Origin of the sequence: Nonomuraea sp. NPDC049624 (genome assembly GCF_040675255.1) — a bacterium.
Taxonomy (GTDB): Bacteria; Actinomycetota; Actinomycetes; order Streptosporangiales; family Streptosporangiaceae; genus Nonomuraea.
In genome coordinates this window covers 122,852-146,738 of sequence record NZ_JBFAOR010000014.1, presented here as the reverse complement: position 1 = coordinate 146,738, position 23,887 = coordinate 122,852, and the positions used below count along the sequence as shown (strand labels likewise).

22 protein-coding genes are annotated in these 23,887 nt (G+C 75.0%); 13 read left to right on the top strand and 9 right to left on the bottom strand.

Annotated features, from left to right (window positions below; all coding sequences use genetic code 11):
- Positions 1-3 precede the first annotated feature (3 nt).
- Entirely contained in the window at positions 4-903 is a 900-nt protein-coding gene (locus AB0J76_RS42370) for a MerR family transcriptional regulator (RefSeq protein WP_352330814.1), read from the top strand.
- Here the strand turns inward: AB0J76_RS42370 and AB0J76_RS42365 are convergent.
- Positions 787-1,818: an alpha/beta hydrolase gene (locus tag AB0J76_RS42365; RefSeq protein ID WP_364393098.1), complete on the bottom strand. Its 1,032-nt coding sequence runs from the start codon at positions 1,816-1,818 to the stop codon at positions 787-789. The two genes, AB0J76_RS42370 and AB0J76_RS42365, sit on opposite strands and share 117 nt — an antisense overlap.
- 126 nt (positions 1,819-1,944) lie before the next feature.
- Between AB0J76_RS42365 and AB0J76_RS42360 the strand changes: the two genes are divergently transcribed.
- From AB0J76_RS42360 to AB0J76_RS42340, 5 genes are all read left to right on the top strand, one after another.
- Positions 1,945-2,535, top strand: coding sequence for an XRE family transcriptional regulator (locus AB0J76_RS42360; protein ID WP_352330555.1), 591 nt, complete (start codon positions 1,945-1,947; stop codon positions 2,533-2,535).
- A gap of 103 nt (positions 2,536-2,638) precedes the next feature.
- The gene (locus AB0J76_RS42355; protein ID WP_352330557.1) at positions 2,639-3,805 is read left to right on the top strand and encodes a glutamate--cysteine ligase; all 1,167 of its coding nucleotides are present in this window, start codon (positions 2,639-2,641) and stop codon (positions 3,803-3,805) included.
- A 31-nt stretch (positions 3,806-3,836) separates the two neighbouring features.
- Complete coding sequence (locus AB0J76_RS42350; RefSeq protein ID WP_364393093.1) at positions 3,837-5,624, top strand: N-acetylglutaminylglutamine amidotransferase; 1,788 nt, start codon at positions 3,837-3,839, stop codon at positions 5,622-5,624.
- Positions 5,624-7,435, top strand: coding sequence for a S9 family peptidase (locus AB0J76_RS42345; RefSeq protein ID WP_364393090.1), 1,812 nt, complete (start codon positions 5,624-5,626; stop codon positions 7,433-7,435). The genes AB0J76_RS42350 and AB0J76_RS42345 overlap by 1 nt, the downstream gene beginning before the upstream one ends.
- A gap of 55 nt (positions 7,436-7,490) precedes the next feature.
- The gene (locus tag AB0J76_RS42340; protein ID WP_364393087.1) at positions 7,491-8,672 is read left to right on the top strand and encodes an amidohydrolase; all 1,182 of its coding nucleotides are present in this window, start codon (positions 7,491-7,493) and stop codon (positions 8,670-8,672) included.
- Between the two features lie 34 nt (positions 8,673-8,706).
- Here the strand turns inward: AB0J76_RS42340 and AB0J76_RS42335 are convergent, their stop codons facing one another.
- The 7 genes from AB0J76_RS42335 to AB0J76_RS42305 all read right to left on the bottom strand — a co-directional run bounded on the left by AB0J76_RS42335 (position 8,707) and on the right by AB0J76_RS42305 (position 16,716).
- A complete protein-coding gene (locus tag AB0J76_RS42335; protein WP_352329244.1) occupies positions 8,707-9,078 on the bottom strand; it encodes a hypothetical protein in 372 nt (123 codons plus the stop codon).
- A 16-nt stretch (positions 9,079-9,094) separates the two neighbouring features.
- Complete coding sequence (locus AB0J76_RS42330) at positions 9,095-11,692, bottom strand: ADP-ribosyltransferase (protein WP_352329242.1); 2,598 nt, start codon at positions 11,690-11,692, stop codon at positions 9,095-9,097.
- Between the two features lie 6 nt (positions 11,693-11,698).
- The gene (locus AB0J76_RS42325; RefSeq protein ID WP_352329240.1) at positions 11,699-12,148 is read right to left on the bottom strand and encodes a hypothetical protein; all 450 of its coding nucleotides are present in this window, start codon (positions 12,146-12,148) and stop codon (positions 11,699-11,701) included.
- Positions 12,141-12,545, bottom strand: a complete 405-nt coding sequence (locus AB0J76_RS42320) for a YbaB/EbfC family nucleoid-associated protein (protein ID WP_352329238.1) — start codon at positions 12,543-12,545, stop codon at positions 12,141-12,143. Before AB0J76_RS42320 ends, AB0J76_RS42325 begins: the two co-directional genes overlap by 8 nt.
- Positions 12,546-12,697: 152 nt before the next feature.
- Complete coding sequence (locus AB0J76_RS42315; RefSeq protein ID WP_352329236.1) at positions 12,698-13,585, bottom strand: alpha/beta fold hydrolase; 888 nt, start codon at positions 13,583-13,585, stop codon at positions 12,698-12,700.
- A gap of 3 nt (positions 13,586-13,588) precedes the next feature.
- The gene (locus AB0J76_RS42310; protein ID WP_364393081.1) at positions 13,589-16,381 is read right to left on the bottom strand and encodes a LuxR C-terminal-related transcriptional regulator; all 2,793 of its coding nucleotides are present in this window, start codon (positions 16,379-16,381) and stop codon (positions 13,589-13,591) included.
- A 53-nt stretch (positions 16,382-16,434) separates the two neighbouring features.
- The gene (locus AB0J76_RS42305; protein WP_352331311.1) at positions 16,435-16,716 is read right to left on the bottom strand and encodes a hypothetical protein; all 282 of its coding nucleotides are present in this window, start codon (positions 16,714-16,716) and stop codon (positions 16,435-16,437) included.
- 91 nt (positions 16,717-16,807) lie between these two features.
- On the opposite strand from AB0J76_RS42305, the gene AB0J76_RS42300 reads away from it, so the two are divergent.
- Positions 16,808-17,650: a helix-turn-helix domain-containing protein gene (locus tag AB0J76_RS42300; RefSeq protein ID WP_364393077.1), complete on the top strand. Its 843-nt coding sequence runs from the start codon at positions 16,808-16,810 to the stop codon at positions 17,648-17,650.
- A gap of 74 nt (positions 17,651-17,724) precedes the next feature.
- On the top strand, positions 17,725-18,348 hold the full coding sequence (locus AB0J76_RS42295; protein ID WP_352331541.1) for a dihydrofolate reductase family protein: 624 nt from the start codon (positions 17,725-17,727) through the stop codon (positions 18,346-18,348).
- On the opposite strand, the gene AB0J76_RS42290 is transcribed toward AB0J76_RS42295, so the two are convergent.
- Positions 18,345-18,530, bottom strand: a complete 186-nt coding sequence (locus AB0J76_RS42290; protein ID WP_352331543.1) for a hypothetical protein — start codon at positions 18,528-18,530, stop codon at positions 18,345-18,347. The two genes, AB0J76_RS42295 and AB0J76_RS42290, sit on opposite strands and share 4 nt — an antisense overlap.
- Before the next feature lie 65 nt (positions 18,531-18,595).
- On the opposite strand from AB0J76_RS42290, the gene AB0J76_RS42285 reads away from it, so the two are divergent.
- From AB0J76_RS42285 to AB0J76_RS42265, 5 genes are all read left to right on the top strand, one after another.
- On the top strand, positions 18,596-20,497 hold the full coding sequence (locus AB0J76_RS42285) for a histidine kinase (protein ID WP_364393073.1): 1,902 nt from the start codon (positions 18,596-18,598) through the stop codon (positions 20,495-20,497).
- On the top strand, positions 20,494-21,147 hold the full coding sequence (locus tag AB0J76_RS42280; RefSeq protein WP_352330750.1) for a response regulator transcription factor: 654 nt from the start codon (positions 20,494-20,496) through the stop codon (positions 21,145-21,147). Before AB0J76_RS42285 ends, AB0J76_RS42280 begins: the two co-directional genes overlap by 4 nt.
- 78 nt (positions 21,148-21,225) lie before the next feature.
- The gene (locus AB0J76_RS42275) at positions 21,226-22,485 is read left to right on the top strand and encodes an alpha/beta hydrolase (RefSeq protein WP_364393070.1); all 1,260 of its coding nucleotides are present in this window, start codon (positions 21,226-21,228) and stop codon (positions 22,483-22,485) included.
- A gap of 86 nt (positions 22,486-22,571) precedes the next feature.
- Entirely contained in the window at positions 22,572-22,928 is a 357-nt protein-coding gene (locus AB0J76_RS42270) for a hypothetical protein (RefSeq protein ID WP_352328806.1), read from the top strand.
- A gap of 60 nt (positions 22,929-22,988) precedes the next feature.
- Positions 22,989-23,873, top strand: a complete 885-nt coding sequence (locus tag AB0J76_RS42265) for a LysR family transcriptional regulator (RefSeq protein ID WP_352328804.1) — start codon at positions 22,989-22,991, stop codon at positions 23,871-23,873.
- The last annotated feature ends 14 nt before the right edge of the window (positions 23,874-23,887 follow it).

The following is a 23,887-nucleotide window of genomic DNA, read 5'->3' as shown; positions in this document are numbered from 1 at the left end:
CCCATGCTGACCATCGGCGAACTGGCCTCGTACGCGGGGGTGACCGTGCGGGCGGTGCGGCACTACCACGCCAAGGGCCTGCTGCCCGAGCCCGAGCGCGACCGCCACGGCTACCGCAGGTACGACGCCGCCGCAGCGGTCGAGCTGATCAGGATCCGGACCCTCGCCGAGGCCGGGGTGCCGCTCGCGCGGGTGCGGGAGCTGCTGCGGGCCGGCGCGGAGGAGTTCGCCGCCGCGCTCGCCGACGTCGACCGGCGGCTGCGCGAGGAGATCCGGCGGCGGCAGCGCCACCGGGAGCGGATCGCCCGGCTGGCCGCCGGGGACGGCCTGGCGCTGCCGCCGGAGGTGGTCGGCTACCTCGACCGGCTGCGGGCACTCGGCGTGGACGAGCGGATCGTCCAGGCCGAACGCGACGGCTGGATCCTGCTGGCCGCCCACTCGCCCGGACGCGTGCCGGAGTGGATGGCCCGCAAGCGGGCGCAGCTCGACGACCCGGACTTCGTCGGCTTCTTCCGCATCCTGGGCCAGGCCCTCACGCGGTCCGCCGACGACCCCCGGCTGGCGGAGCTGGCCGGTGAGCTGGCCGCCTGCCTGACCCGGCTGACCGGTGAGCGGGCCGCGGGCTACGTCGACGACCTCGATGTGGAGCCGCAGTTCGTCCGGTTGATGGACGCCCTGGCCTTCGACGCCGTCCCGCCCGCCCGCCGGCTGATCGAGCTGCTGCGCCGGCGGGGCTGGAGCGGCTGGAGCAAGCTGGAGCGCGTGGACCCGCCGTCCTGGGCCGGGTCAGCCGTCGAGGAACCGCTCCAGCTCCGCGGTGACGAACCCGGGGTTCTCCTCGACGAGCCAGTGCCCGGCGCGCGGGACGTCCACCGCGCGCACGATCCTGGTCAGGCGCGGTGACACCGTGGCCCGGATCGCGTCGAGCTGCCCCTGGGCGGTCATGAGCAGCGCCGGGACGCGGACCGGCGCCGCCGCCGTCGTGTCGCGCACGTCCTGGTCCAGGGCGCGGTAGAGCTCGAAGCCGCCCGACAGGGCCTGCGGACGGCGGTAGGTCCGGGCGTACTCGGTGATCTCGGCGTCGGTGAACGGGGACCGCTCCGAGGTGCCGCCGAACGCCGGCCCGCCGTAGGAGACCTGGGGGTAGAACAGCGCCAGGTACTCGCGGACGTCGTCGCCCACCACCGCCTCGGGCACCCGGCGCTGGGAGTGGAAGGCGATGTGCCAGCTCAGCGACCGGTACGTGGCCGCGTCGACCGCCGGGCCGGGCAGCGGCAGGTCCAGGTAGCCCAGGCGGGCGGTGTCGGCGGGGAACCGGCTCGCGTACTGGAACGCCACCGCGGCGCCGAAGTCGTGCCCGACGACGGCGGCGTCCCGGACGCCGAGCCGTCCGGCGATCAGCTTGTGCACGTACCCCGCCAGCGTGGCCTTGTCGTAGCCGGTGGGCGAGCCTTCGCTGTCGCCCAGCCCCGGCAGGTCCACGGCGTAGACGGTGTGGTGCCGGGCCAGGTCCGGCATGATCGGCCACCAGCCGTACCAGGTCTGGGGCCAGCCGTGGATCAGCACCACCGGCGTGCCGGTCCCGCCCTTCACGTAGTGCATGCGCACGCCGTCCACGTCGGCGAACTCGTGCCGGAACGTCCTGCCGAAGCGCGGGTCGTCCCGGGTGGCGGTGGTGTGGGAGGCGGGCAGGGGAGCGGCGGCCGGCGTCGAACAGGCCGTGGCGCCGAGCGCGAGCAGGAGGGCGAGCGCGAGGGTCGCCGCCGTGCGCGCGGATCGGGCGAGGCGGCCCGGCGACGGCCGTGGAGCGGTGGTCATGCGGTCCTGTCCTGAGAAGAGGGGTGGGGGCGACGGCCGGTGCCGCCGTCGAGCAGTGCGGGTTCGATCCGATCACCAGCCCGCCGTTCTGGCACGAAAAGTTGCGGTTATGGCAAGATGGCGCGCGTGGACGACGACATGGACGAGGTGCTGAGCGCGGTCGGGCCGCGTCTTCGAGCCCTGCGTCGTCACCGCGGCATCACCCTCGCCGAGCTCGCCACCACGACCGGCGTCTCGGAGAGCACGCTGTCGCGGCTGGAGAGCGGGCAGCGCCGGGCCACGCTGGAGCTGCTGCTGCCGCTGGCCCGCGTCTACGACGTCCCGCTCGACGACCTGGTCGGCGCCCCGCGCACCGGCGACCCCCGGATCCACCTCAAGCCGATCAACCGGTTCGGGATGACGTTCGTGCCGCTGTCCCGGCGGCCGGGCGGGGTCCACGCGTTCAAAATGATCATTCCCGCGCGGCCGGAACCGCTCGAACCGGCCCCGCAGACCCACGACGGCTTCGAATGGCTCTACGTCCTCACCGGGCGCCTGCGGCTCGTCCTCGGCGACCGCGACCTGACCCTGCCGGTCGGCGAGGCGGCCGAGTTCGACACGTCCATGCCCCACTGGCTGGGCAGCGCCGACGGCGGCACGGTCGAGCTGCTCATCCTGTTCGACCCCCAGGGCATGCGCACCCACATCCACGCCGACCCCCACCGGCACTCTCACTGAGCATCCGACGGGCCGTTTTTGCGGCCTGACCTTCATTTGTGGAGGTCAAGAGGTGCTGAAGCCCGTTTTCGGGGGAGAAGGGGGTGGCTTCGAGTGCCTAGTGATGGGAGTGGTGACCGTGGAGGGGTCCGGGGGAGCGATCCGGGTCGGTGTGGAGGAGGAGTACCACATCGTCGACGCGACCACACGCCGGGTGACCGCGCGGGCGGGGGCGCTGCTGAGCGCGCTGCCAGAGGAGAGCTTCACGCACGAGCTGCAGCGGTCGATGGTCGAGGCCAACAGCGCGCCGTTCCTGGCCCTGGACGACCTGGCCCGCGACGTGTGCCGCCTGCGGCGCAAGCTGATCGCCGCCGCCGACGAGCTGGGCCTGGGGATCGCGGCGGTCGGCACGCCGCAGCTGGCCGACCTCGACGAGGTGAAGGTCTTCCCCGACCAACGATACGAGAAGATGCTCAGCGACTTCCAGGTGCTGACCCGCGAGCAGCTCATCTGCGGCACGCACGTGCACGCGGAGGTGCCCGACCCCGACCTGGCGGTCGCGGTGGCGCACCGGCTGACGCCCTGGCTGGCGCCGCTGCTGGCACTCAGCGCCAGCTCGCCGTTCTGGGACGGCGCCGACACCGGCTACGCCAGCTATCGCACGCTGGTGTGGCAGCGGTGGCCGACCACGGGCCCGATCGGCAAGTTCGGCTCGGCGGCCGAGTACCAGGAGATGGTGCAGGGATTGATCAGGTCCGGGGTGATCAGCGACGCGGGGATGCTCTATTTCGACGTCCGGCCCTCGCAACATGTGCCGACGGTGGAGCTGCGCATCTGCGACGCCTGCCCCCGGGTGGAGGACGTCGTGCTGATCGCCGGGCTGTTCCGGGCGCTGGTGGCCAGGGAGGTGGCGGCGGCGCGCCGCGGCCCGGGGCCGGACGTGCAGGTGGAGGCGGCGCGCGCGGCGACCTGGCAGGCGGCCCGGTGGGGGCTGGAGGGCGACCTGGTCGATCCGGTGGAGGGCGTGCCGCGCCCGGCCAAGGAGGTGGTCGAGAACCTGGTGACGGGCCTGCGCCCGCAACTTGAGGCGGCCGGCGACTGGGAGCTGGTGACCAGGCTGACCCGGCAGGTTCTGCAGACGGGCACGTCGGCGGCCCGCCAGCGGGCGGCGTACGCCGAGCGCGGCAGCCTGGCGGACGTGGCCGACCTGGTGCTCAGCGAGACCCGCACGTGCGAGTGGGACCGGCCGACGGGGGACCACGACCTCCCTTCGTACCGGCCGGCGGCCTGATGGCCGGCGGCTGCGGGACGGAGGTGGTGGCATGTGCGGGCTGAGCGGCGAGTTGCGGTTCGACGGCGCGGAGGCCGACATCGGCGCGGTGGGCCGGATGACCGACGCGATGCACGACCGCGGGCCGGACGGCTCCGGCCTGTGGGCGCAGGGGCCCGTCGCGATGGGTCACCGGCGACTCAAGATCATCGACCTGTCGGAGAAGGCGGCCCAGCCGATGGTGGACGCCGGGCTCGGCCTGGCGGTGGTGTTCAACGGCTGCCTGTACAACTATCGCGAGCTGCGCGAGGAGCTGCGCGGCGCGGGCTACCGGTTCTACTCCACCTCCGACACCGAGGTGCTGCTCAAGGCGTACCACCGGTGGGGTGCCGGCTGCGTCGGCCATTTCAAGGGCATGTTCGCCTTCGCGATCCACGAGCGGGACAGCGGCCGGCTCGTGCTCGGCCGCGACCGGCTCGGCATCAAGCCGATGTACCTCAGCCACGACGCCCGCCGCCTGCGCTTCGCCTCGACCCTGCCCGCGCTGGTCGCGGGCGGCGGCCTGGACACCGGCATCGACCGGGTGGCGCTGCACCACTACATGACCTTCCACTCGCTCGTGCCCGGCGAGCGCACGATCCTGGCGGGCGTGCGCAAGCTGCCGGCGGCCACCGTCCGGGTCGTCGAGCCGGACGGCACGCACACCGACCACCGCTACTGGGACCCGTCCTACACCCGCTCCGCCCTGCCCGAGCACGCGGGGCTGAGCGAGGAGGACTGGCGCCGGGCCACCCTGGACGCCCTGCGCACGGCGGTGCGCCGCCGGATGGTCGCCGACGTGCCGGTCGGCGTGCTGCTCTCCGGCGGCCTGGACTCCAGCCTCATCGTGGCGCTGCTGGCCGAGGAGGGGCAGAGCGGCCTGACCACGTTCAGCATCGGCTTCGAGCCGGCCGGCGGCGAGAAGGGGGACGAGTTCGCCTACTCCGACCTGGTCGCCGACCGGTTCGGCACCGACCACCACCGCATCAGGATCCCCGACGACCGCCTGCTGGACGGGCTGGAACGGGCCGTGGGCGCCATGAGCGAGCCGATGGCCAGCCACGACTGCGTCGCCTTCTACCTGCTGTCGCAGGAGGTCGCCCGGCACGTCAAGGTCGTGCAGTCGGGCCAGGGCGCCGACGAGGTGTTCGCCGGTTACAGCTGGTTCCCGCCGCTGGCGGGCGTGCCGCGCGAGCAGGCGGCCGAGGTCTACTGCAGGGAGTTCGCCGACCGCCCGCACCAGGAGCTGTCCGGCGTCCTGGCCCCCGGTCACCTGCTGGAGCGGGACGTCAGCGGCGACTTCGTCCGGCAGCACGTGGCGCGGCCGGGAGCCGACACCGCGCTCGACGCCGTGCTGCGCCTGGAGACCACGGCCATGCTGATCGACGACCCGGTCAAACGCGTCGACAACATGACCATGGCCCACGGACTGGAGGCCCGCACGCCGTTCCTCGACCACGACCTGGTCGAGCTGGCCGCCGCCTGCCCCGACGGGCTCAAACTGGCCCACGGCGGCAAGGGCGTGCTCAAGGACGCCGCCCGCCGGCTGCTGCCCGCGCAGATCATCGACCGGCCGAAGGGCTACTTCCCGGTGCCCGCCGTCCGGCACGTCGAAGGGGCCCTGCTCGACCTCGTCCGGGACGCCCTCACCAGCCATGCCGCCCGCGCGCGGGGCCTGTTCCGGCCGGAGTTCGTGCGGCGGCTGCTGGCCGACCCCGAGTCCGACCGGGCGACGACCGGCGTCAACACGCTCTGGCAGATCGGCCTGCTCGAACTGTGGCTCCAGGCCCACCAGATGTGATGCCGGACATCATCGGCGACCTGTCGCACCTGCCGTCGGCCGCCGCACTGCACGCCTGGAGCTGCCGCCGGCCCGCGCTGGCGCCCGACAACAGCGCCGTGGCCTTCGTCAGCGACCAGGACGGCGTGCCCCGGGTGTGGGTCCAGCCGCTCGGCGCGGACCTCGACGCGTGGCCGGTCGACACCGGCCACCACCCGGTCGTGGACGTGAGCTGGGGGCCCACGGGGGAGCATCTGGCGGTCCTGGTGGCGCCGGGGGGCGGCGAGCACACGCAGGTGTGGACCGTGCGCCCGCACGGCGGCGAGCTGCGGCCGCTCGCCGTCCCGCCGCACGGGTCCGCCGCGCTGGTCCGCTGGACCGGCCGGGGCGAGTCGGTCCTGGTGGCCGAGACCTCCGCCGCCGGCCTGACGCGGGCCGAGCTGGCCGACGCCGTCACCGGCGCCCGTCAGGTCATCGCCGTGGGGGAGCTGCTGTGGCCGGCCGCGGTCAGCCGCGACCATGCGCGCATGCTGCTCCGGCGCGGGCCGCGCGGCCTGCGCCGGATGTACGCGGCCGACGCCGTCCCGGGCCATCCGCCGGGCGGCGAGCGCGACCTGCTGCCCGGCCTGCCCGGCTCGACCGACCAGGGGGTCCTGTCACCCGACGGCGAGGTCGCCTACCTGGTGTCGGACGCGGGCCGCGACCGGGCCGCGCTGCTGGCGGTGCGGCGCAACGCCTACCCTGTCGTGCTGGCCGAGCGGCCGGACGCCGAGCTGGACCGTTTCGCGCTCAGCGTCGACGGCCGCCGCGGCGTCCTGGTGTGGAACGAGCACGGCCGCTCGGCGCTGGACGTCGTGGAGCTGCCCGCCGCGCACGTCCGGCCGCTGCCGCGGCCGCCCGCCGACGTGGTCACCTCGGTCCGCGTCGCCTGGGACGGCCGCACGGCGGTGCTCGCCGCCGAGAGCCCCGAGGAGCCCTCGCACGTGCTGCTGTGCGACCTGACCTCCGGGACGTACCGGTACGCCGCCGGGGCCGGGCGGCTCCCGGTCGCGGCCGGCGCCGAGCTGCTGCGCTTCCCGGCCCGCGACGGGCTGGAGCTGGCCGCCTGGCTCTACCGTCCCGCGCACGTCCATGGGCCGGCGCCGTTCGTGGTGTCGCTGCACGGAGGGCCGGAGGACCAGGAACGCCCCACCTTCAACCCGCTCTACCAGAACCTCCTGGCCGCCGGGATCGGGGTGCTGGCGCCCAACGTGCGCGGTTCGGGCGGGTACGGGCGGGCCTTCCGCCGGGCCGACGACCTGGCGCTGCGCTTCCGCGCGGTCGAGGACGTCGCCGACTGCGCCGCCGCGCTGGTGCGGACGGGCGCGGCGGACCCGTCCAGGCTGGCCTGCATGGGCTGGTCGTACGGCGGCTACCTGACCCTGGCCGCCCTCGTCACCCATCCCCGCCTCTTCCGCGCCGGCGTGAACATGAGCGGCATCGCCGACTTCGAGACCTTCTACGCCCGTACCGAACCGTGGATCGCCGCCGCGGCGGTCTCCGAGTACGGGCACCCGGAGGCGGACCGCGACCTGCTGCACGCCCTGTCCCCGCTGCGCGCCTTCGACCGGCTGGCCGCCCCGCTCCTGGTCGTGCACGGGGCGCAGGACACCAACGTGCCGGTGCACGAGGCCCGGCAGGCGTTCGGGGCGGCCCGCGCCCGCGGCGTGCCCTGCGACCTGCTGCTCTTCGAGGACGAGGGCCACGAGTTCCGCAACCGCGCCAACCGCATCAGCCTCGTCTCCAAGGTCCTGAACTGGCTCGACGAGCACCTGCGGCCCTCCCCGCATTGATCGGGCGGCCGGACGCGTCCATCATGGTGCCCCACCGGCACGGAAGGACCCGCTCGTGACCGACCTCGACTCCCGGCTGCGCGCCTGGCGGCACGACCTGCACCGGCGGCCCGAGCCCGCCTTCGCCGAGCACGCCACGAGCGCCTACCTGGCCGAGGCGCTGGAGGCGGCGGGCCTCGACGTCGTCACCGGCGTCGGCGGCACCGGCGTCGTCGCCTCCCTGACCAGGGGCGGCACCGGCCGGGCCGTCGGGCTGCGGGCCGACATGGACTGCCTGCCGATCGACGAGCCAGGCACGCACGCCCACGTCTCCCGCAACCCCGGCTTCATGCACGCCTGCGGCCACGACGGGCACATGGCGATGCTGCTCGGCGCCGCCGCCGTCCTGGCCGCCGAGGGCGGCTTCGACGGAACCGTCCGGTTCGTCTTCCAGCCCGCCGAGGAGCCGGGCCGCGGCGCGCGGGCCATGCTCGACGACGGCCTGCTCGCCCGCTTCCCCGTCCAGGCCATGTACGGACTGCACAACTGGCCCGGCGCCCCCGCCGGTCACTTCCTGACCCGCGCCGGGAGCATCATGGCCGGCGAGGACAACTTCGAGATCCGCATCCGGGGCCGCGGCGGGCACGCCGCCCGCCCGCACATGGTCGTCGACCCCATCGTGGTGGGCGCGGAGATCGTCCTGGCCCTGCAGACGGTCGTCGCCCGCAACGTCGACCCCGCGCAGCCCGCCGTGGTGTCCTGCACCGACATCAGCACCGACGGCGCGCGCAACGCCATCCCCGGCGAGGTCGTCATCAGAGGCGACACGCGCAGCTTCGACCCCGCCGTCGCCGCGCTCCTGGAGGAGCGCGTCCGGCGGCTCTGCGAGGGCATCAGCGCCGCCCACGGCGCCACGTGCGCCGTCACCTACACCCACGAGTTCGCGCCCACCGTCAACGACCCCGCCTGCGTCGCCGCGGCGGTCGAGGCGGCCGTCGCGGTCGCCGGCGAGGACGGCGTCGACCCCGACTGCGCGCCCGTCATGCCGAGCGAGGACTTCGGCGTCCTGGCCGGGGCCGTACCGGCCTGCTTCGCCCTCCTCGGCAACGGCACCGAACCCGGCCGGGGCGGCGACCCGCTGCACAGCCGGGAGTACGACTTCAACGACGCCGTCCTGCGGACGGGGACGGACTTCTACGTGACGCTGGCGCGCCGCGTCCTGGCCGCCGGAGCTCCCGCGGCGGCGCCCGTCCGGTGAGGCCCGGCCCGCGGGCGGGCCGGGCGGCGGGACGTCACGCGGCCGCGGCCAGCTCCTCCAGCGCGCTCAGGGACGGCAGCTCGAACGGCTGCCGCACCGGGACCTGGCCGGCACGCGCGTCCTCGGCCTCGCCCGCCCAGTGCCGCAGCGCCTCCAGCGGGGTGACGCCGTTGGCCTTGGCCCAGCGCAGCCGCCGGGTCCAGGCCACGGCGGCGTCGAAGGCGGCGTCACCGGCCTGCTCGCGCGGCACGTACTGGGCCGCGTCGTCCGTGGCGGCGGCCCACAGATAGCCGATCACGGCGCCGTCCTTGAGCACCGGGACGTAGCGGACGGCGGACGCCGTCGTGCGGGGGTAGGCGTCCGGGGCGTAGACGGTCCGGAACTCGGGCGGGTCCTTCAGCGACACCTCTTCGTCCTTCCCGTCAGCCGTCGGCGCCCGGCGGCAGCACCCAGCCGTAGACGTGCCACCGGCCGTCCTTGTACTGCACGTCCTCGGCGAACCACGATACGCCGGTGCCCAGGAGCAGCTCGTTCTCGCGGTGGTGGCTGATCAGGTCCAGGTAGAAGGCGGGGGTGCCTTCGGGGACGCGCAGGTGCAGCCGTACGTCCCCGGAGAAGACGTTCTTGTCGCCGAGGTTCGTCGAGAAGAAGGCGGGGTCGCGTTGCACGGTTCCCGGCAGCTCGTGGACGGGCACGGTGAACAGATTCTTGGTCAGCCGCAGCGACCGGAACACGTCGATCGTCTCGGGGACCGGCCGGCGTTCCATGACCCCCTGCAGCGCCTCGATCTGCTCGATGAGCTGTGCCTTGTTCTTGGCGACCTCCTTGGCCGTCAGGCCTTCGACGGCGGAGTCGCCGTTGCGCAGGAAATCGTTCATCCCGATGTAGCCGCTGCCGGAGTAGTACTCGCCCGCCGCGCGCTCCGTCTCGGACAGCCCGGCCGAGACGTCCGACCAGACGGCCTGACCGAACGTGGGCGAGACCAGACGGGAGCCGAAGGGCGCGTCCAAGGGGACGTGCGGCGCGGCCGCGGTGTAGTACAGCCCCGACTCGGTACGCCGGATCGTCTGCGCCAGCGACGGGTTCGACCCGTCGCCGACCAGCCCCGAGTACGCGGGCGGCGCGCTGCCCTTGCCGTGGGCCAGGGCGGAGGAGGGCAGGTCGCCGGAGTGCGCGCCGAAGTCCACCGGGGGCTTGATCCGGCCGGCCGTGTCCGGCGCGGTGTAGTGGTCCTTCGGCGGGGCGGCGGCCGGGCTGGCGTCCTGGTGGTAGAGGCCCAGGATGTCCGGCAGGGCCTTGGCCAGGGCGGGGTGCAGCTGGCCGTCGTTGGCCATCGAGGTGAGCTCTTTCAGCGTGAACCACTTGGCGCCGCTGGCCTCGAACGCGTCGAGCTTCGGCGCGAACATCGGCCCCTCGGCGGCCAGGTTGGTGTACGTCCAGCCGCCGTCCCCGACGTGCACGGCGTGCTCGCCCTTGAGCTGCAGCTGGTTCAGGTAGTTCTGGTTGACGCCCAGTTCCTCGCTGATCTCCCGGGCCGCGCCGTGCACGGGGCTCTCCAGGCTGTCGAGCGCGCCGCCGGGCAGCTGCCACTTGCCGGCGTTGGAGACGTACTGGCTCTGCTGCATGAGCAGGTAGCGCGGCTCGCCGTGCTGGTCGATGCCCCGGATCAGCACGCCCGCCGCGCCGTACTTGCCCCACTGGCCCCCGCTCACGTAACCGTCGCCCGACTTGCCGGGGTTCTCCAGGATCCGGAACGGCCCCTGCGGCTTGGCGGTGCCGGGCAGGACGCCCTCGCCCGCGTGGGAGGCGGCCGGCCCGTCCCCGGCCCGCACGTCGTTGAGGAGGGCGTCGAAGTTGTGCCCGCTCCCGAACGACACGTCCTGCTTGGCGCCCGCGCCGGCCAGCGCGGTGGTGTCGGGGAAGTGCCCGTCCCCGTAGTACGACGACGAGGAGACGTCGTCCAGGGCCGAGGAGGCGTGCGAGGAGTTGTACGAAGAGGACGAATGCGACGAGGAGTACGACGACGAATGCGAGGACGTGTACGACGACGAGTAGGACGACGGCGGCGAATCGTAGGCGTAGGACTGGTGCAGGCCGCCGCTCGTCCAGTCGGAAGGAAGCGTGGCGGCCGAGCCGGAGTGCGGGCCGGACTTCGGGCCGGAGCCCCCCGTGGAGCTCGCCGGCGGGCCCGCGTCGGGCTTGACGTGCGCTCCCGGGCTCCAGCTCGCCCAGTGCGCGTCCGCGCCGCCCACCACGCCGGAGGTGAAGCTCTTGATCAGCCTGTCGGGGTCGAGCGGCTGCCCGCTCGCGAGCTGCGTGGTCAGGTCCGTGGCCATGCTGGCCAGGCCCGAACGGCCCATCAGCCCGACCATCGACCGGGCGGGCAGGATCCCGGTGAAGCCCGTCAGGAAGGCGCCCAGGAGGGCGCCCGTGCCGGCCGACGTCATGACCTGGTCCCAGTCGATGTGATCGCGCCGGGACTGCGTGGCCTGCACCCCGAGGTCCATGCCGCCCATCAGGCCGCCGAACAGCCCGATGTTGATCAGCAGCCGCCTGCCGAGCTGGGCGATGGCCAGCCGGGTCAGCTGGATCCGGGAGCCGGCCACGGCCACGGCGGCCGGTCCCCAGGGGCCTGCCGCCGCCGCCAGCAGCCAGATGAGCTGCAGGATCAGGAACCAGACCGAGACCTCGATCATCCGTTTGGTGTACTGCACCTGGACGCCGAGATCGTTGTAGTGGAGCGCGGCCGAGACCAGCTCCTTGATGAGCTCGGCCAGCAGCTGATCGGGTCCCTCTTGGACGTACTTGACGAACTCCCGCAGCGCGTCGCCGTCCCAGTCGTCGCCCAGCCGGCTGTAGACCGCCACGCCCCGCTCCTCCAGGACGTCCCGCGCGGCGGCCGCGCACGCGTCGGCGATCCGGAAACAGCCGTCCTCGTCCCCTTCGGGCCAGTCCATGCCGACGGCGTAGCCGATGTAGGGCTTCGCCCAGTCAGGGACGAGAAAACCGTCGAATCCCAAGGAAGCTCACATCCCCGGCAACAACGGGCCGTCGCCCTGGGGAGGCATGCCCTCCGGTGACGCGTCCGCGGGGGGCGGGAGCCAGTCGTCGAGGGACGGATCCGGCAGGCCCTGGTCGCCGGGGGAGGGGTAGCCCGGGTCCTCGCCGCCGGGGTCGCCGTAGCCCTCGGCGTCCTCGTAGTTCCGCGCGTTGCCCCAGAGCCCGTCCTGCACGGCCTCCAGCCCGCGGATGTAGCCGTCGAAGGCGGCGAAGATGCGGTCCTCGATCTTGTACCGGTTCTTCTCCAGCTCCACGCCGTACTGGTCGTCGCCCAGCGGGTTGCCCTCGCGGTACAAGGCGGCGCTTAACACGTCGCGGATGTCCCACAGGGCGTTGACGCTGGAGCCGGCCTGCGCGGAACGCTGCCGAAGACCGCTGAAGACGGCCTGGTATCCCTGGCCGCGGGTGTCACTCATGCCTCTCGCCGTCCGCCGGCGGAAGCCGCACGGGCTGCGGAAGGAACGACTCGATGCCCGCCCCCTCGCCCAGCACCTCCTCCAGAGGCAGCCCCTTCGGCATGAACGGCGTCATCAGTTCCTTCGTCCGGTCGGCCACCTGCGCGGTGGCGGCGCCGATCTGCTCCATGATCGAGCGGGCCAGCTGCGAGGGCGCGAGCTTGCGGTACACCCGGGGGTCCAGCGTGATGTCCTGCACCTGACCGCGCGACCCCACCGTGACGCTCACCAGGCCGTCGCGGCTCTCCGCGGTCGCCGCCAGCTCCGACAGCTTGCCGTACGCGGTCCGCAGCTCGCGGGCCTGCCGGTTGTACTCCTTGGCCAACGCTTCGACCGTCAGCCCGAACTCGTCGCTCAAACGGCGTACCTCTCGTACCAGGGGCGACTTCTGCCGCAGCTGTAACGTGGACGCCTACCGTACTAAATCTCTTTACGGACGGAAAACGAGCAGTTCAGGCCATCCGAAACCCGTCCGCCGGGCCGGCGAGCCGACCCGGCGGGACCCCGGAGTCACTGATCGCGATGGGCCGTGTGCGCGAGGACGGCGGCGGCCAGCTCCTCGTGCACCTGCGGTGGCAGCGTGTGCCCCAGGCCCTCCATCATCATCAACCGCGCCCCCGGCACCTGCTCGGCGATGAGCGCGCCATGACCCGGCTTGGCCGGCTCGTGCGTGCCCTCGATCACCAGCGTCGGCGCCTTGACCTGGTGCAGCACGCCCACCGGCTCGAAGTCGGGGTTGGCGCCCGCCGCCAGCCGATGGTTGACCGTCGCCGACAGGTCGCGCGCCCGGTCGTAGATGCGCTCCTGCAACCGGCGCGCCGCGTCCTCGTCGAACGGCAGCCCGGTCCCGTGCAGCAGGCGCTGCTCGGCGATCATGCCCTCGATCGCCGCCCGCCGGTCCTGCGGCGGCGGCGAGGCGATCAGGGCCTGGTAGAAGGCCACGAACTCCGGCGTCGGCGCCGGCAGGCTGCCTTCCGGCTGCGGCTGCCCCAGCAGCGCCCGCATGATGACCTGACCCTCGCAACCGCCCAGCGGCGAGGAGCCGATGACCGTCAGCGACCGCACCCGCTCCGGCCGCTCCACCGCGACGTACTGCGCCAGCAGCCCGCCCGCCGAGTGACCGACCAGATGCGCGCTGTCCATGCCGTGCGCGTCCATCACCCGGTAGACGTCGTCCTTGATGTCGTCCCACGTGTACGGGTGGGCCGCGAAGTCGACCGTGTCCGACATGCCGGTGTCACGATGGTCGTACCGGATCACCCGGCGGCCGCCCGCGGTCAGCAGCCCGACGAACTCGTCCGGCCACAGGACGCCCTGCGACATCGAACCCATGATCAGCAGGATCGGCTCGTCGGTGGCGGCGCCGAACTCTTCACTCCAGATGTTCACGTTTTGCATGCCTCACAGCTTGCCCGGCCCCGCTACGGGCGCCTTCTGTAGAACTACTAGCCGCGCCAGATCAGTACGGGAGCCGATGCCCAGCTTCGGATAGATCTTGTACAGGTGGTACTCGACCGTCCGCGGGCTCAGGAAGAGCTGGGCGGCGATCTGCTTGCTCGACAACCCGTCGGCGACCAGGCCCGCGATGCGCAACTCCTGCGGGGTCAGCGCGTCGAGCACGGCCGTGGCCGGCGCCTGCCCGCTCTCGCCCGCCGCCCGCAGCTCCTCCTGCGCGCGCCGCGCCCACGGCCGCGCGCCCGCCCGTTCGAACGTCTCCCACGCCATCCGCAGATGCGCCCGCGCCTCGCCCGGACGTTGCCCGCGGCGCAACCGCTCGCCCAGCAGCAGAGCCGTCCTGGCCGCCTCGAAGGGGTTGGTGTGCAGCCGCAGCGCCTCGTCGAAGGCGTCCTCGCGCGACTCGGCCAGGCCGCGGCAGCGCGCCAGCAACGCGCGTGACTCCGGCGTCGCCGCGTGCCGCGACCCCCGTTCGTACGCCTCCAGCGCCGTCCGCGCGCCGGCCTCGTCGCCCGCTCCGACGGCGGCCTCGACGCGGTCGGGGGTCGTCCGCCAGGCGACCGCCGGATGACCCGTGCCCGGCCCGGCCGCGGCGATGGCCGCGAACCGGTCGCGCGCCGCCGCGTGCCGGCCCAGGCACAGGTCGAGCATCGCCCGCGCGTACGCCGCCACCCCCGCGCGCAGCCCCACCCGATGGGGGACGGCGATGGCCAGCGCCGCGCGGGCCTGCCGCTCGCAGTCCTCCTCCTCGCCGCGCAGCGCCGCCACCACCGCCAGGTTGGCCAGGTGCGCGGCCACCGTGTTCTCGTAACCGGCCTCGCGGGCCAGCTCCAGGCCCTCCTCCGAGAGCGCCTGGCTGCGCGCCAGCCGTCCGGCCAGGCGTTCGGCGGTCGCCACGAACTCCAGCACGACGGGCAACTGCCCCGCCATCCCCGACACCCTGGCCACCTGCCCGGCCCGGTCGCTCAGCTCGGCGGCCAGGTCCGTCTCGCCGAGCTGGCTGGCCGCGGCCGCCGCCCACAGGTGGCCCGCCGGGTCCGCCAGCTCACCGGCCCGCGCCAGCGCCCGGCGCAGCAGGCCGGGCCCGGCGGGGTCGCCGCCCAGGGTCAGGCCGATGCCGGCCACCGTGTCCCGCAGGAAGCCCTCCGGGTGCGCGGCGGCCCGCCGGCCGAGCTCGACGATCATCGCGGTGTCGCCGACGTACGCGGCCGCCTCGGAGGCGTCGGCCAGCATGTCCAGGCTGTCGCCCGCCGCCAGGATGCGCACGGCTTCGGCGGCGTTGCCGGAGTTCAGCTCGAACCGGCCCCGGAGCTGGGCGATCTCCATGGTCACGGCGACGTCGCCGCCGGCCCGTTCGCGCGCCTCGGCCAGCAGCGACTCCGCCTGGCCGGGACGGCCGCCGAGCCAGGCCGCGACGGCGGCGTCCTTCAGCCGGACGGCCCGCTCGCGCGGGTCGGGGGTCAGCTCGGCGGCTCTGGCCAGGGCGGTGGCGGCGGCGCCGTACCCGCCGCGGTCGCGGGCCCGCCCGGCGGCGGCCACCAGCGCGGCGGCGACCTCCTCGTCCTGGCCCAGGGCGGCTCCGGCCAGGTGCCAGGCGCGGCGGTCGTCGGCGGTCAGCTCCGCCAGGACGGCGTGCACCCGGCGCACCTCGGCCGCGGTGGCCGCCTCGCGCACCGCCGAACGGATCAGCGGGTGACGGAAGCGCACGCCGGCGCCCGACACTTCCGCCAGCCCGCCCTCCTCCAACTCGCCCAACGCCGCCCGCCCGACCTCGACCTCCGGCTCTGACGTCGCCTCCGTGGAGGCCGATGCCGTCCGCCCCGCTTCAGCCTCCGTGGAGGGCGGGGCCGGGCGGGCGGCCCGGGTGCCGGGGCGGTCCGCGCGTTCGGCGAGCAGCAGGCGGCCGGTGGCGCGCAGGGCCACGTCGAGGTCGCCCTCCACGGCGGCGACCAGGGCGGCCAGCCGGGCGGCGGCGGACAGCGCGGCCACCTGGTCGCCGAACAGCCGGGCGCCGCCGGGCAGCGGGTCGGGCAGCGGTTCGCGTCCGGCGAGCTGGGCGGGCGTCAGACGGGCGGCGATCTCGCGCAGGGCCAGCGGGTTCGCGCCGGTCAGCGTGACGAGCTCCCGCCGCACCTGGACGGGCAGCGCGCCGTGGCGGGACGCCAGCAGCTCGTCCGCGGCGGCCTCGGCCAGGCCGCGCACCTCCACCGTCAGCGGCACGCCCTTGACCGGAGCGTCCCCGCGCACCGCGAGCAGCATCGCGACGCGTTCGGTCGCGAGCCGCCTGGCGGCGAACAGCAGCGCGTCGGCCGAGGCCCGGTCGACCCACTGGAAGTCGTCCACCACGCAGACCAGCCCGTCCGGCGCAGCGGCCTCCACCAGCAGCGAGAGCACCCCGGCGGCCACCAGGAACCGGTCACCGGCGCCTCCGGCCGCCAGCCCCAGGGCCGCCCGGACGGCGAGGCGCTGCGGCTCGGGCAGCGCGTCGAGCGCGCCGGGCGAGCCGGCCACCGGCCACAGAAGCTGGTGCAGCGCCGCGAACGCCAGGTCGGACTCCGACTCGACACCGGTGAGCCGCAACACCCGCATCGCGCCGCCGCGCGCGGCCGCCGCGTCGAGCAGGGCCGTCTTGCCCGCCCCCGCCTCGCCGCGCAACACCACCGCGCCGCCGGCGCCGTCGCGGGCGCGCGTGATCACCTCGTCGAGAACGCTGATTTCCGCAGATCTGCCGTAGAGCACAAGCCCCTACTGTAGGCGCGCGGCCCGGCCCGCCGAGCCCCCGGCGAGCGTCCCTACGAGGGCAGCCGCGCAGGCCACCAGGGCAGGACGCAGTCGCCAGGGGTGCCCTGGACGGCCAGGTCGTACAGGGTCAGCGCGACCGGCCCGGCGACCGTGACGGCGAGGGCGAGCACCGCCGAGAGAAGCTGCGGCCACCGCCGCCCGGCCGCCCACGGCAACCGCGCGAGCAACTGGACGGGCAAGGACAGCAGCGCCGACCCGGCCGACACGGCCGGGAACGCGCAGCCGAAGGCCCAGCGGACGTCCCCGGCCGGCGGCCTGCTCCGATCGGTCACGCCGACATCGAAGCAGACCGGTGTGCGGCCGATGCGCACCCGAGGTGAAGATCCGGTGCAGGGACACGATCACCTCGGCCACACTGGTCCCATGCAATACGTCGGACGGGTGCCCGCGCCGCCGCTCGACCGGTTCATCGACGACATCTACTGCCTGACCGGGGTGCCGCGGCACCGGCTGATGAACGTCCCGCCGATGCCGTCGGGACACCTGTTCGTCAACCTGGGCGACCCCGCCCGCCTGTGGGACTCCGACCCTTCCGTGCCGCCGGCGGTGTTCGCCGACGGCTGGTTCATGGGGATGTGGACCAGGCGCTTCCGCTACGAGTACCCCGAGCGGGTGCGGCTGGTCGGGGTGCACTTCAAGCCGTGGGGGATGTCGCCGTTCGTCGGCGTGCCGGCGGGCGAGCTGCGCGACCGGTGGGTGCCGGCCGACGCCCTCTGGCAACGGTCCCTGGACCGGATCCGCGACCGGGCCGGCGACCTCACCTCGGCCGCCGGGGTCCTGCGGGTGGTGGAGGAGGAGCTGCGGGCGCGGTTCGCGGGGACGGCGTCGCGCCACCTCGACCTGGTCCGGCACGCGGGCGGCCGCCTGGCGGCGACGGACGGCGCGGTCCCGGTCGGCGCGCTGGCAGACGCCGCCGGGGTGAGCGGCAACCACCTGGCCGCGCAGTTCAAGTCCCACGTCGGCGTCACCCCGAAGCGGGTGGCCCGGATCTACCGCTTCGCCCGGCTGATCCTGTCGGTGGACGCGCTGCGCCCGGTCGACTGGCCGGCGCTCGCCCACACGGCGGGCTACTTCGACCAGGCCCACTTCAGCAGGGAGTTCAAGGACTTCACCGGCCACACCCCGACCGAGTACCTCGCGCTGCGGCGCCGGTTCCCCGCCGAGCCGGGCTTCCCGCCGGACGGCGGCCCGATGCCCGCCGATTGATTTTCTACAAGCCCGGCAGCCCCGCCGGGCGGCAGGATCGCAGGCGTACTTCTGACGAGGACCGAGGAGACCCCGTGGGCGCAGTGATCATGAACAGCTCGGTGTCGGTGGACGGCTTCATCGCCGACGGCAACGACGACGTCGGCCCCCTGCACGACTGGTACTGGAACGGCGACACCCCGCTCACGCTGGGCGACGACCAGCACGCCGACCAGGACTACGACCACTCCGGCGCCGGCGGCCGCTTCAGGGTGTCCAAGGTGTCGGCGGAGTACGTCCGGCCGGTCTGGGAGTCGGTCGGCGTGATCATCATGGGCCGTACCCTGTTCGACCTGGTGAACGGGTGGGAAGGGCGGCCGCCCGCGGGGGAGCACGTGGTCGTGGTGTCCCACCGGCCGAAGCCCGAGGGCTGGCACCCCGAGGCGTCCTACCATTTCGCCGCCGACGTGACGGCCGCCGTCGCGCGCGCCCAGGAGCTCGCCGGGGACCGGGTCGTCAGCGTGAACGCCGGCGACGTCGGCGGCCAGCTGCTCGCGGCCGGTCTGGTGGACGAGGTGGCGATGGACGTCGTGCCGGTGGTGTTCGGCTCGGGCAAGCCCTACTTCGGCCGCGTCGCAGGGCAGCACCTCCTGGCGGACCCCCACGTGGTCGTCCAGGGCGAGGGGGTGCTGCACCTGCGGTACAAGGTGCGCCGCTAGTCGCGGCCGACGATCCGCGCGAGGTCCCTGCGGAAAGCCGACCCGTCCAGGGACGGGTGGCTCATCCGCCGGTCGGCCAGGATCTGCTCGACGTGGTCGAAGCAGAGGGCGTAACCACGCATGATCGTGTACGCCTCGGTGGAACGTTTCTGCTGCAGGCAGGCCAGGCAGTAGAGGGTCATGTCCCGACGGTAGCCAATGATCGCGGCCATGGGCGCGGCCGATCCGCGGAAGCTAGCCTGACGCCGTGAGCTCCGTTCTGCTGTGGTGCGCGCTCGTCGGCGTCGCCCTCCTGTACGGCGCGGCCGTCCGCGGCACGGCCGACATCACGATCGCGGTCGCCGCGGCCCTGGTGGCGGCGGCGACGGCCGTCGCGGCGGCCGGCGGATGGCCGCCGCGGGCGCTGGCGGGCGTGGCGCTGGTGGCGGGCGGCGTGGGCGCGGTCGTCTGGGCGTTCGGGCGGGCGCATCGGCGGGGCCGGACGCGGCGGGCGGCCCTGGCCGCGCACCGGTCGGCGCGGTCGCGGGCGGCCGCGGCCGTGGCGGACGCCGTGCGCCTCAGGATGGCGGCCGAGCTGCACGACACCGCCGCCCACCGCCTCACCGGCATCGCGGTGGCCGCGGCGTCCGCGCTGCACGTGGCCGACCCGGCGATGCGGGAGTCCGCCCTGCGCCACGCCGGGGACGCCGCCCGCCTGGCCCGCGCCGAACTGGCGGGCGCGCAGGACGCCGTCCGCGACCTGCCGGCGATCGACGCCCTGGTCGCCGGCCGGCCCGGCGCGGACCCCGCCCGGGTCGGCTACCGCAGGACGGCCGTTACCGCCCCGCCCGAGGTCGCGGCGGCCGCCTACCGGGTGGTCCGGGAGGGCCTCACCAACGCTGCGCGGTACGCGGGCGGAGCCCGGGTGGACGTCGCCGTCCTCGGCGAACCCGGCCGGCTGACCGTCGAGGTGCGCGACACCGGCGGCACGCGGGAGCACGACGACCTGGGCACCGGCCACGGCCTGTCCGGGCTGGCCACGACCGTGGCGGCCGCCGGCGGCACGCTCACGGCGGGCCCGGATGCCGGCGGCTGGACCGTCCGGGCCGCCTTCCCCGCCCCCGCCGGGCCGCCCCCGTTCCGGCGGGCGTGGTGGCGCGGGCGGCGGGCGTGGGACGCGGCGCTGGCCGGGCTCGCCCTCGCGCTGACGGTGGGGGCGAGCCTGCTGCCGGGAGGCACTCCGGCGCCGCGGGAGTTCCTCGTGCTCGGCCCCCTCTTCGTCCTGCACGCCGTGCCCCTGTGGTGGCGGGTGCGGCGGCCCGCGTGGAGCCTGGCCGCGATGTTGTCGATCCATCCGGTGGCGATGGCCGGCCTGACCCCGACCCCCGCGGGCGACCTGTTCCTCTGGGCGTGGTGGGTGGAGCTGGCCCAGCTCTACGCCTTCGGCGCCCACCACCCCAGACGCCGGGGCGTGCTCGCGATCGCGGCCGTCGGCCTGGTGGGCGGCCTGGCGCTGGCCCTCGGACCGGGCATCGCCGGCGACCGGACGGCCGCCTGGGCCGTGCTCGCGACCGCCGTGGCGCTCCTGTCGGCCCCGGCGTGGGCGGCGGGCGTCCTGGTGGCCCGGGCGCGGGCGCGGCGGCGGGCGGCCGCGACGGCCGAACGCGACCTGCTGGCCGCCCGGCTGGCGGACGTGGCGCGCGGCGAACGCGAGCGGATCGTCGAGGGGCTGCGCGGCACGGCGGCCCGGCACGCGGACGCGGTCGTCGCGGCGGCCGGGAAGGGCGACCTGGCGGCGGTGCGCGACGCCGCCCGCGCCGCGATCGACACGCTCCGGCGGCTGCTGGACGAGCTGCGCCGCCCCGCCGGAGCCGACGGCCCGCCGCCGACGCTCGCCGGGCTGGAGGTGCTGGCCGCCCGGCGGCAGTCGGGCGTCCGCCACGTCGGCGCACCGGACGGCCTGACCCCCGAGCTGGAGGTGGGCGTGTTCCGGGCCGTCGAGGAACTGGCCGGGGAACGCATCACCGTGTCCTACCTGCCCGACGGCGTGCTCGTCGAGGGCACGGCGGCCCGGCGCGCCCGCAGCCGGCTGCACACCCTGGCCGACGGCTACGGCGGGACGCTCGACACCGGCGGCCCAGGCGACGTGCGGGTATGGTTGCCCAGATGATCAGGGTGATCGTCGTCGACGACCAGGCGGTGGTCCGGGCCGGGATCGCCGCGGTGCTGGCCGCCGAACCCGACCTCGACGTGGTCGGGCAGGCCGCCGACGGCGAGTCCGCCGTGGCGCTCGCCGCCGAGCTGTGCCCGGACGTGGTGCTCATGGACGTCCGGATGCCCGGCCTCGACGGGCTCGCCGCCACCGCCCGCATCACCGCCGGCCCGCCGGGCACCCGGATCGTCGTGCTGACCACGTTCGGCCTGGAGGAGTACGTGTTCGGCGCGCTGCGCGCCGGCGCGTCCGGGTTCCTGCTCAAGGACGCCGAGCCGGCGCGGGTCGTGGACGCGGTGCGGGTGATCGCGCGCGGCGACGCGCTGCTCGACCCGGTGATCACCCGGCGGCTGCTCGAACGCTTCGCCACGGCCGCCGACCCCGGCCCGCCCGCGCGGCACGACGGGCTCACCGCCCGCGAGCGCGAGGTGCTCGGGCACGTCGCGCGCGGCCTGTCCAACGCCGAGATCGCCGCCGTCCTGGCGCTCAGCCCCGCCACGGTCAAGGATCACGTGGCGGCGATCCTGGCCAAGCTGGGCGTGCGCGACCGGCTGCACGCGACCATCCACGCCTACGAGTCCGGCCTGATCCGTCCCGGGGCCGGCTGACCCCCGCCGCGCGGCGGGGGCGCGGTTCGGTCGCCGGCAGGAGGAGACGCGGCGCGCGCGTTCCTAACGTTGTGGCACATGAAACGTGTGTCAGGCGCGCTCCTGCTGGCGGGCGCCGAGATCGCCGCGGCCGCCGCCGGGGCCCTGGTCTTCCTGCTCGTGGCGGCCGTGACGGCCACCGTGCCGCTGTTCGCCGGGGCGGGGGTGCTGGCCGTCGCCGCCGTCACCTTCCTGCTCGGACGTCCCGCGCTGCGGCTGCTCGGGCTGCCCCGGCTGGTGCCGGCGTACGTGGTGGTGAACACCGTGGCGGTCACCGCCCTCGCCGGGCTGGCGGCCTTCCGGCCCTTCCCCGTCCCGCCGCCGGCCGCGACGCCCGCCGGGGTCGCGTACTGGCAGCTCCCGACGGGCTCCCGGCTCGCCTACGTCAAGCTCGCCGGATCCGGCGCGGCCGGCCGCCCGCCCGTGATCTTCCTGCACGGCGGGCCGGGCACGCCCGGGGAGGGGCTGCCGGAGGGCAGCGAGGAGCTGGCCGCCGCCGGGTTCGACGTCTACGCCTACGACCAGGTCGGCGCCGGCCGCTCGACCCGGCTGGCCGACCCGGCCGGGTACACGGTCGCCCGGCACGTCGCCGACCTGGAGGCCGTCCGCCAGGCCATCGGCGCACCGAAGATCGTCCTGGTCGGCAGGTCGTGGGGCGGCACGCTGTCGGCCGCCTACCTCGCCGCCCACCCCGACCGGGTGGCCAAGGCCGTGCTCACCTCGCCGGGCGCGATCTGGGAGCCCGCCTTCCCCGGCGGCGTCGGCAGCCCGTGGGACGGCCTGCCCGCCCCCCTCCAGGCCAAGGCCGACGCGCTGACGAGCTCCCCGCGCATGCTGGTCCAGGCGCTGCTCCTGGGCGTGAACCCGGCCGCGGCGCGGGCGCTGGTGCCCGACGCCGAGGCCGACGCCCGGATGCGCGCGCTGCTGCTGGTGGCCAAGGACGCCACGGGCTGCGCGGACGCGAGACCCGCCCCCGTGCACGGCAACCTGCCCGGCTTCTACAGCAACCAGGTCACCGCCGAGGACGCCGCCGCCGTGCCCGACCCGCGGCCCAGGCTGCGCGCGGTACGGGTGCCGGTGCTCATCATGCGCGGGCAGTGCGACTACCTGAAGTGGGAGGTCACCTACGACTACCGGCGCACCCTGCCCGACTCGACCCTGGTGTACGTGCCGGGCGCCGGCCACTCGATCGCCAACGGCCGCCCCGGCCTCTACCGCGACCTGATCCGCGCCTTCCTCCTCGACCGCCCGCTGCCCGTCCCCGCCTACACCGGCGCCACCGATCCCGCCCGGTCCTAGACCACCCGCGCGCCCCGGGACCCGCGATCTTAGGATGCGGGTGACTCAGGGATCGTCACGTCCTGGCCGTGGAGCCGTCGGCGCTCATGCGCTCGCAGCGCCCGGCGGGGGCGGCGCCGTGCCTGGCCGGGTCCGCCGGGCGCCTGCCGTTCGACGACCGGTCCTTCGACGCCGCGATGATCGGGGCCCGGCTGGAACCCGTGCCCATCCCGTGGGACTGCGCCGACGGCCTCTTCGAGGCCTTCTGGCGCCGGCCGGAGGCGTACCTGGAGGAGGACGTCCGCCGCGGGATGTCGGTCTGGGCCAGGCTCGGGCCGGACGTCGAGCGGCGCGCGGTGCGCGACCTGCGTGCCGACCTCGCCTCCGGCCGATGGGCCGCGCGCAACGGGGACCTGCTCGATCTCGACGAGGCCGAGCTCGGCCTGCGCCTGCTGATCGCGTAATCCGGACCGGCGGCCGGCCGGCGCGGAATGCATGAGTGGTCTTCATGCGTTGCCGCCGCCGTGGACGATCTCACCCCCGCGGAACTGCGCGTCCTGATCGCCGTCGACGGCGAGGGCAGCGTCACGGCGGCCGGCGTGCGGCTGGGGCTGACCCAGTCGGCCGTCTCCCACGCCCTGCGCGCGGCCGAGCGGAAGATGGGCGCGGTGCTGTTCCAGCGCGGCCGCGCCGGCGCGCGGGCCACGGCGGCGGGACGGGCCGCGGTCGGGCACGCCCGGCACATCCTGCGGCTCATGGAGGTCATGCGGGCCGACACGCACACCGCCGCCCGCGGCGAGGCCACCGGGACCATCCGGCTGGCCGCCTTCCGCAGCGCCGCCTTCCACCTGCTGCCGCGCGTGCTGGTCCGGTTCGGCCGGCGGCACCCCAAGGTCACCGTGGACGTGCGCGTCGTGCCGGACCTGGGCAGGGGCATCGCCGGCGAGGTGGCCGACGGCCGGGCCGACGTGGGCGTCCTCACCCTGCCGACGTACGTGGACGGCCTGGTCTGCAAGGAGCTGTACGAGGAGCCGTACGTGCTGGCCCATCCGCTGGGACATCCGGACCCGCGGTCGCTCCCCATGATCGACTGGCACGAGAACTGCTCGGGCGAGACCCGGCGCTGGCTGGCCGCGCAGGAGTGGATCCCGCCCGGCGACATCACGGTCGAGGACGACGGCGTCGTCATGTCGATGGTCGGGCACGGGCTCGGCGCGGCGATCGTGCCCCGCCTGTCCACGGTGGACGCCCCGGCCAGGGTCGCCACGGCCGGACTCGGCGAGGGCGCCCCCCGCCGCCGGGTGGGCTACGTCACCACCCGCGAACTGGCCGGTTCCGCGCTGATCCGCGACCTGCTCGGCGAGCTGCGCACCCTCCGGACGCCCGCGGCCCCGGCCCCCCATCCATGAGCCGCTGCTGACGA

Excerpts from the sequence above, each read along its gene's own strand:
- AB0J76_RS42300 (WP_364393077.1), top strand. The coding sequence starts at position 16,808 with ATGCAATACGTCGGACGGGTGCCCGCGCCGCCGCTCGACCGGTTCATC.
- AB0J76_RS42315 (WP_352329236.1), bottom strand. The coding sequence starts at position 13,585 with ATGCAAAACGTGAACATCTGGAGTGAAGAGTTCGGCGCCGCCACCGAC.
- AB0J76_RS42290 (WP_352331543.1), bottom strand. The coding sequence starts at position 18,530 with ATGACCCTCTACTGCCTGGCCTGCCTGCAGCAGAAACGTTCCACCGAG.
- AB0J76_RS42345 (WP_364393090.1), top strand. The coding sequence starts at position 5,624 with ATGCCGGACATCATCGGCGACCTGTCGCACCTGCCGTCGGCCGCCGCA.
- AB0J76_RS42355 (WP_352330557.1), top strand. The coding sequence starts at position 2,639 with ATGGGAGTGGTGACCGTGGAGGGGTCCGGGGGAGCGATCCGGGTCGGT.
- AB0J76_RS42365 (WP_364393098.1), bottom strand. The coding sequence starts at position 1,818 with ATGACCACCGCTCCACGGCCGTCGCCGGGCCGCCTCGCCCGATCCGCG.
- AB0J76_RS42350 (WP_364393093.1), top strand. The coding sequence starts at position 3,837 with ATGTGCGGGCTGAGCGGCGAGTTGCGGTTCGACGGCGCGGAGGCCGAC.
- AB0J76_RS42370 (WP_352330814.1), top strand. The coding sequence starts at position 4 with ATGCTGACCATCGGCGAACTGGCCTCGTACGCGGGGGTGACCGTGCGG.
- AB0J76_RS42270 (WP_352328806.1), top strand. The coding sequence starts at position 22,572 with ATGCGCTCGCAGCGCCCGGCGGGGGCGGCGCCGTGCCTGGCCGGGTCC.
- AB0J76_RS42275 (WP_364393070.1), top strand. The coding sequence starts at position 21,226 with ATGAAACGTGTGTCAGGCGCGCTCCTGCTGGCGGGCGCCGAGATCGCC.
- AB0J76_RS42325 (WP_352329240.1), bottom strand. The coding sequence starts at position 12,148 with ATGAGTGACACCCGCGGCCAGGGATACCAGGCCGTCTTCAGCGGTCTT.
- AB0J76_RS42280 (WP_352330750.1), top strand. The coding sequence starts at position 20,494 with ATGATCAGGGTGATCGTCGTCGACGACCAGGCGGTGGTCCGGGCCGGG.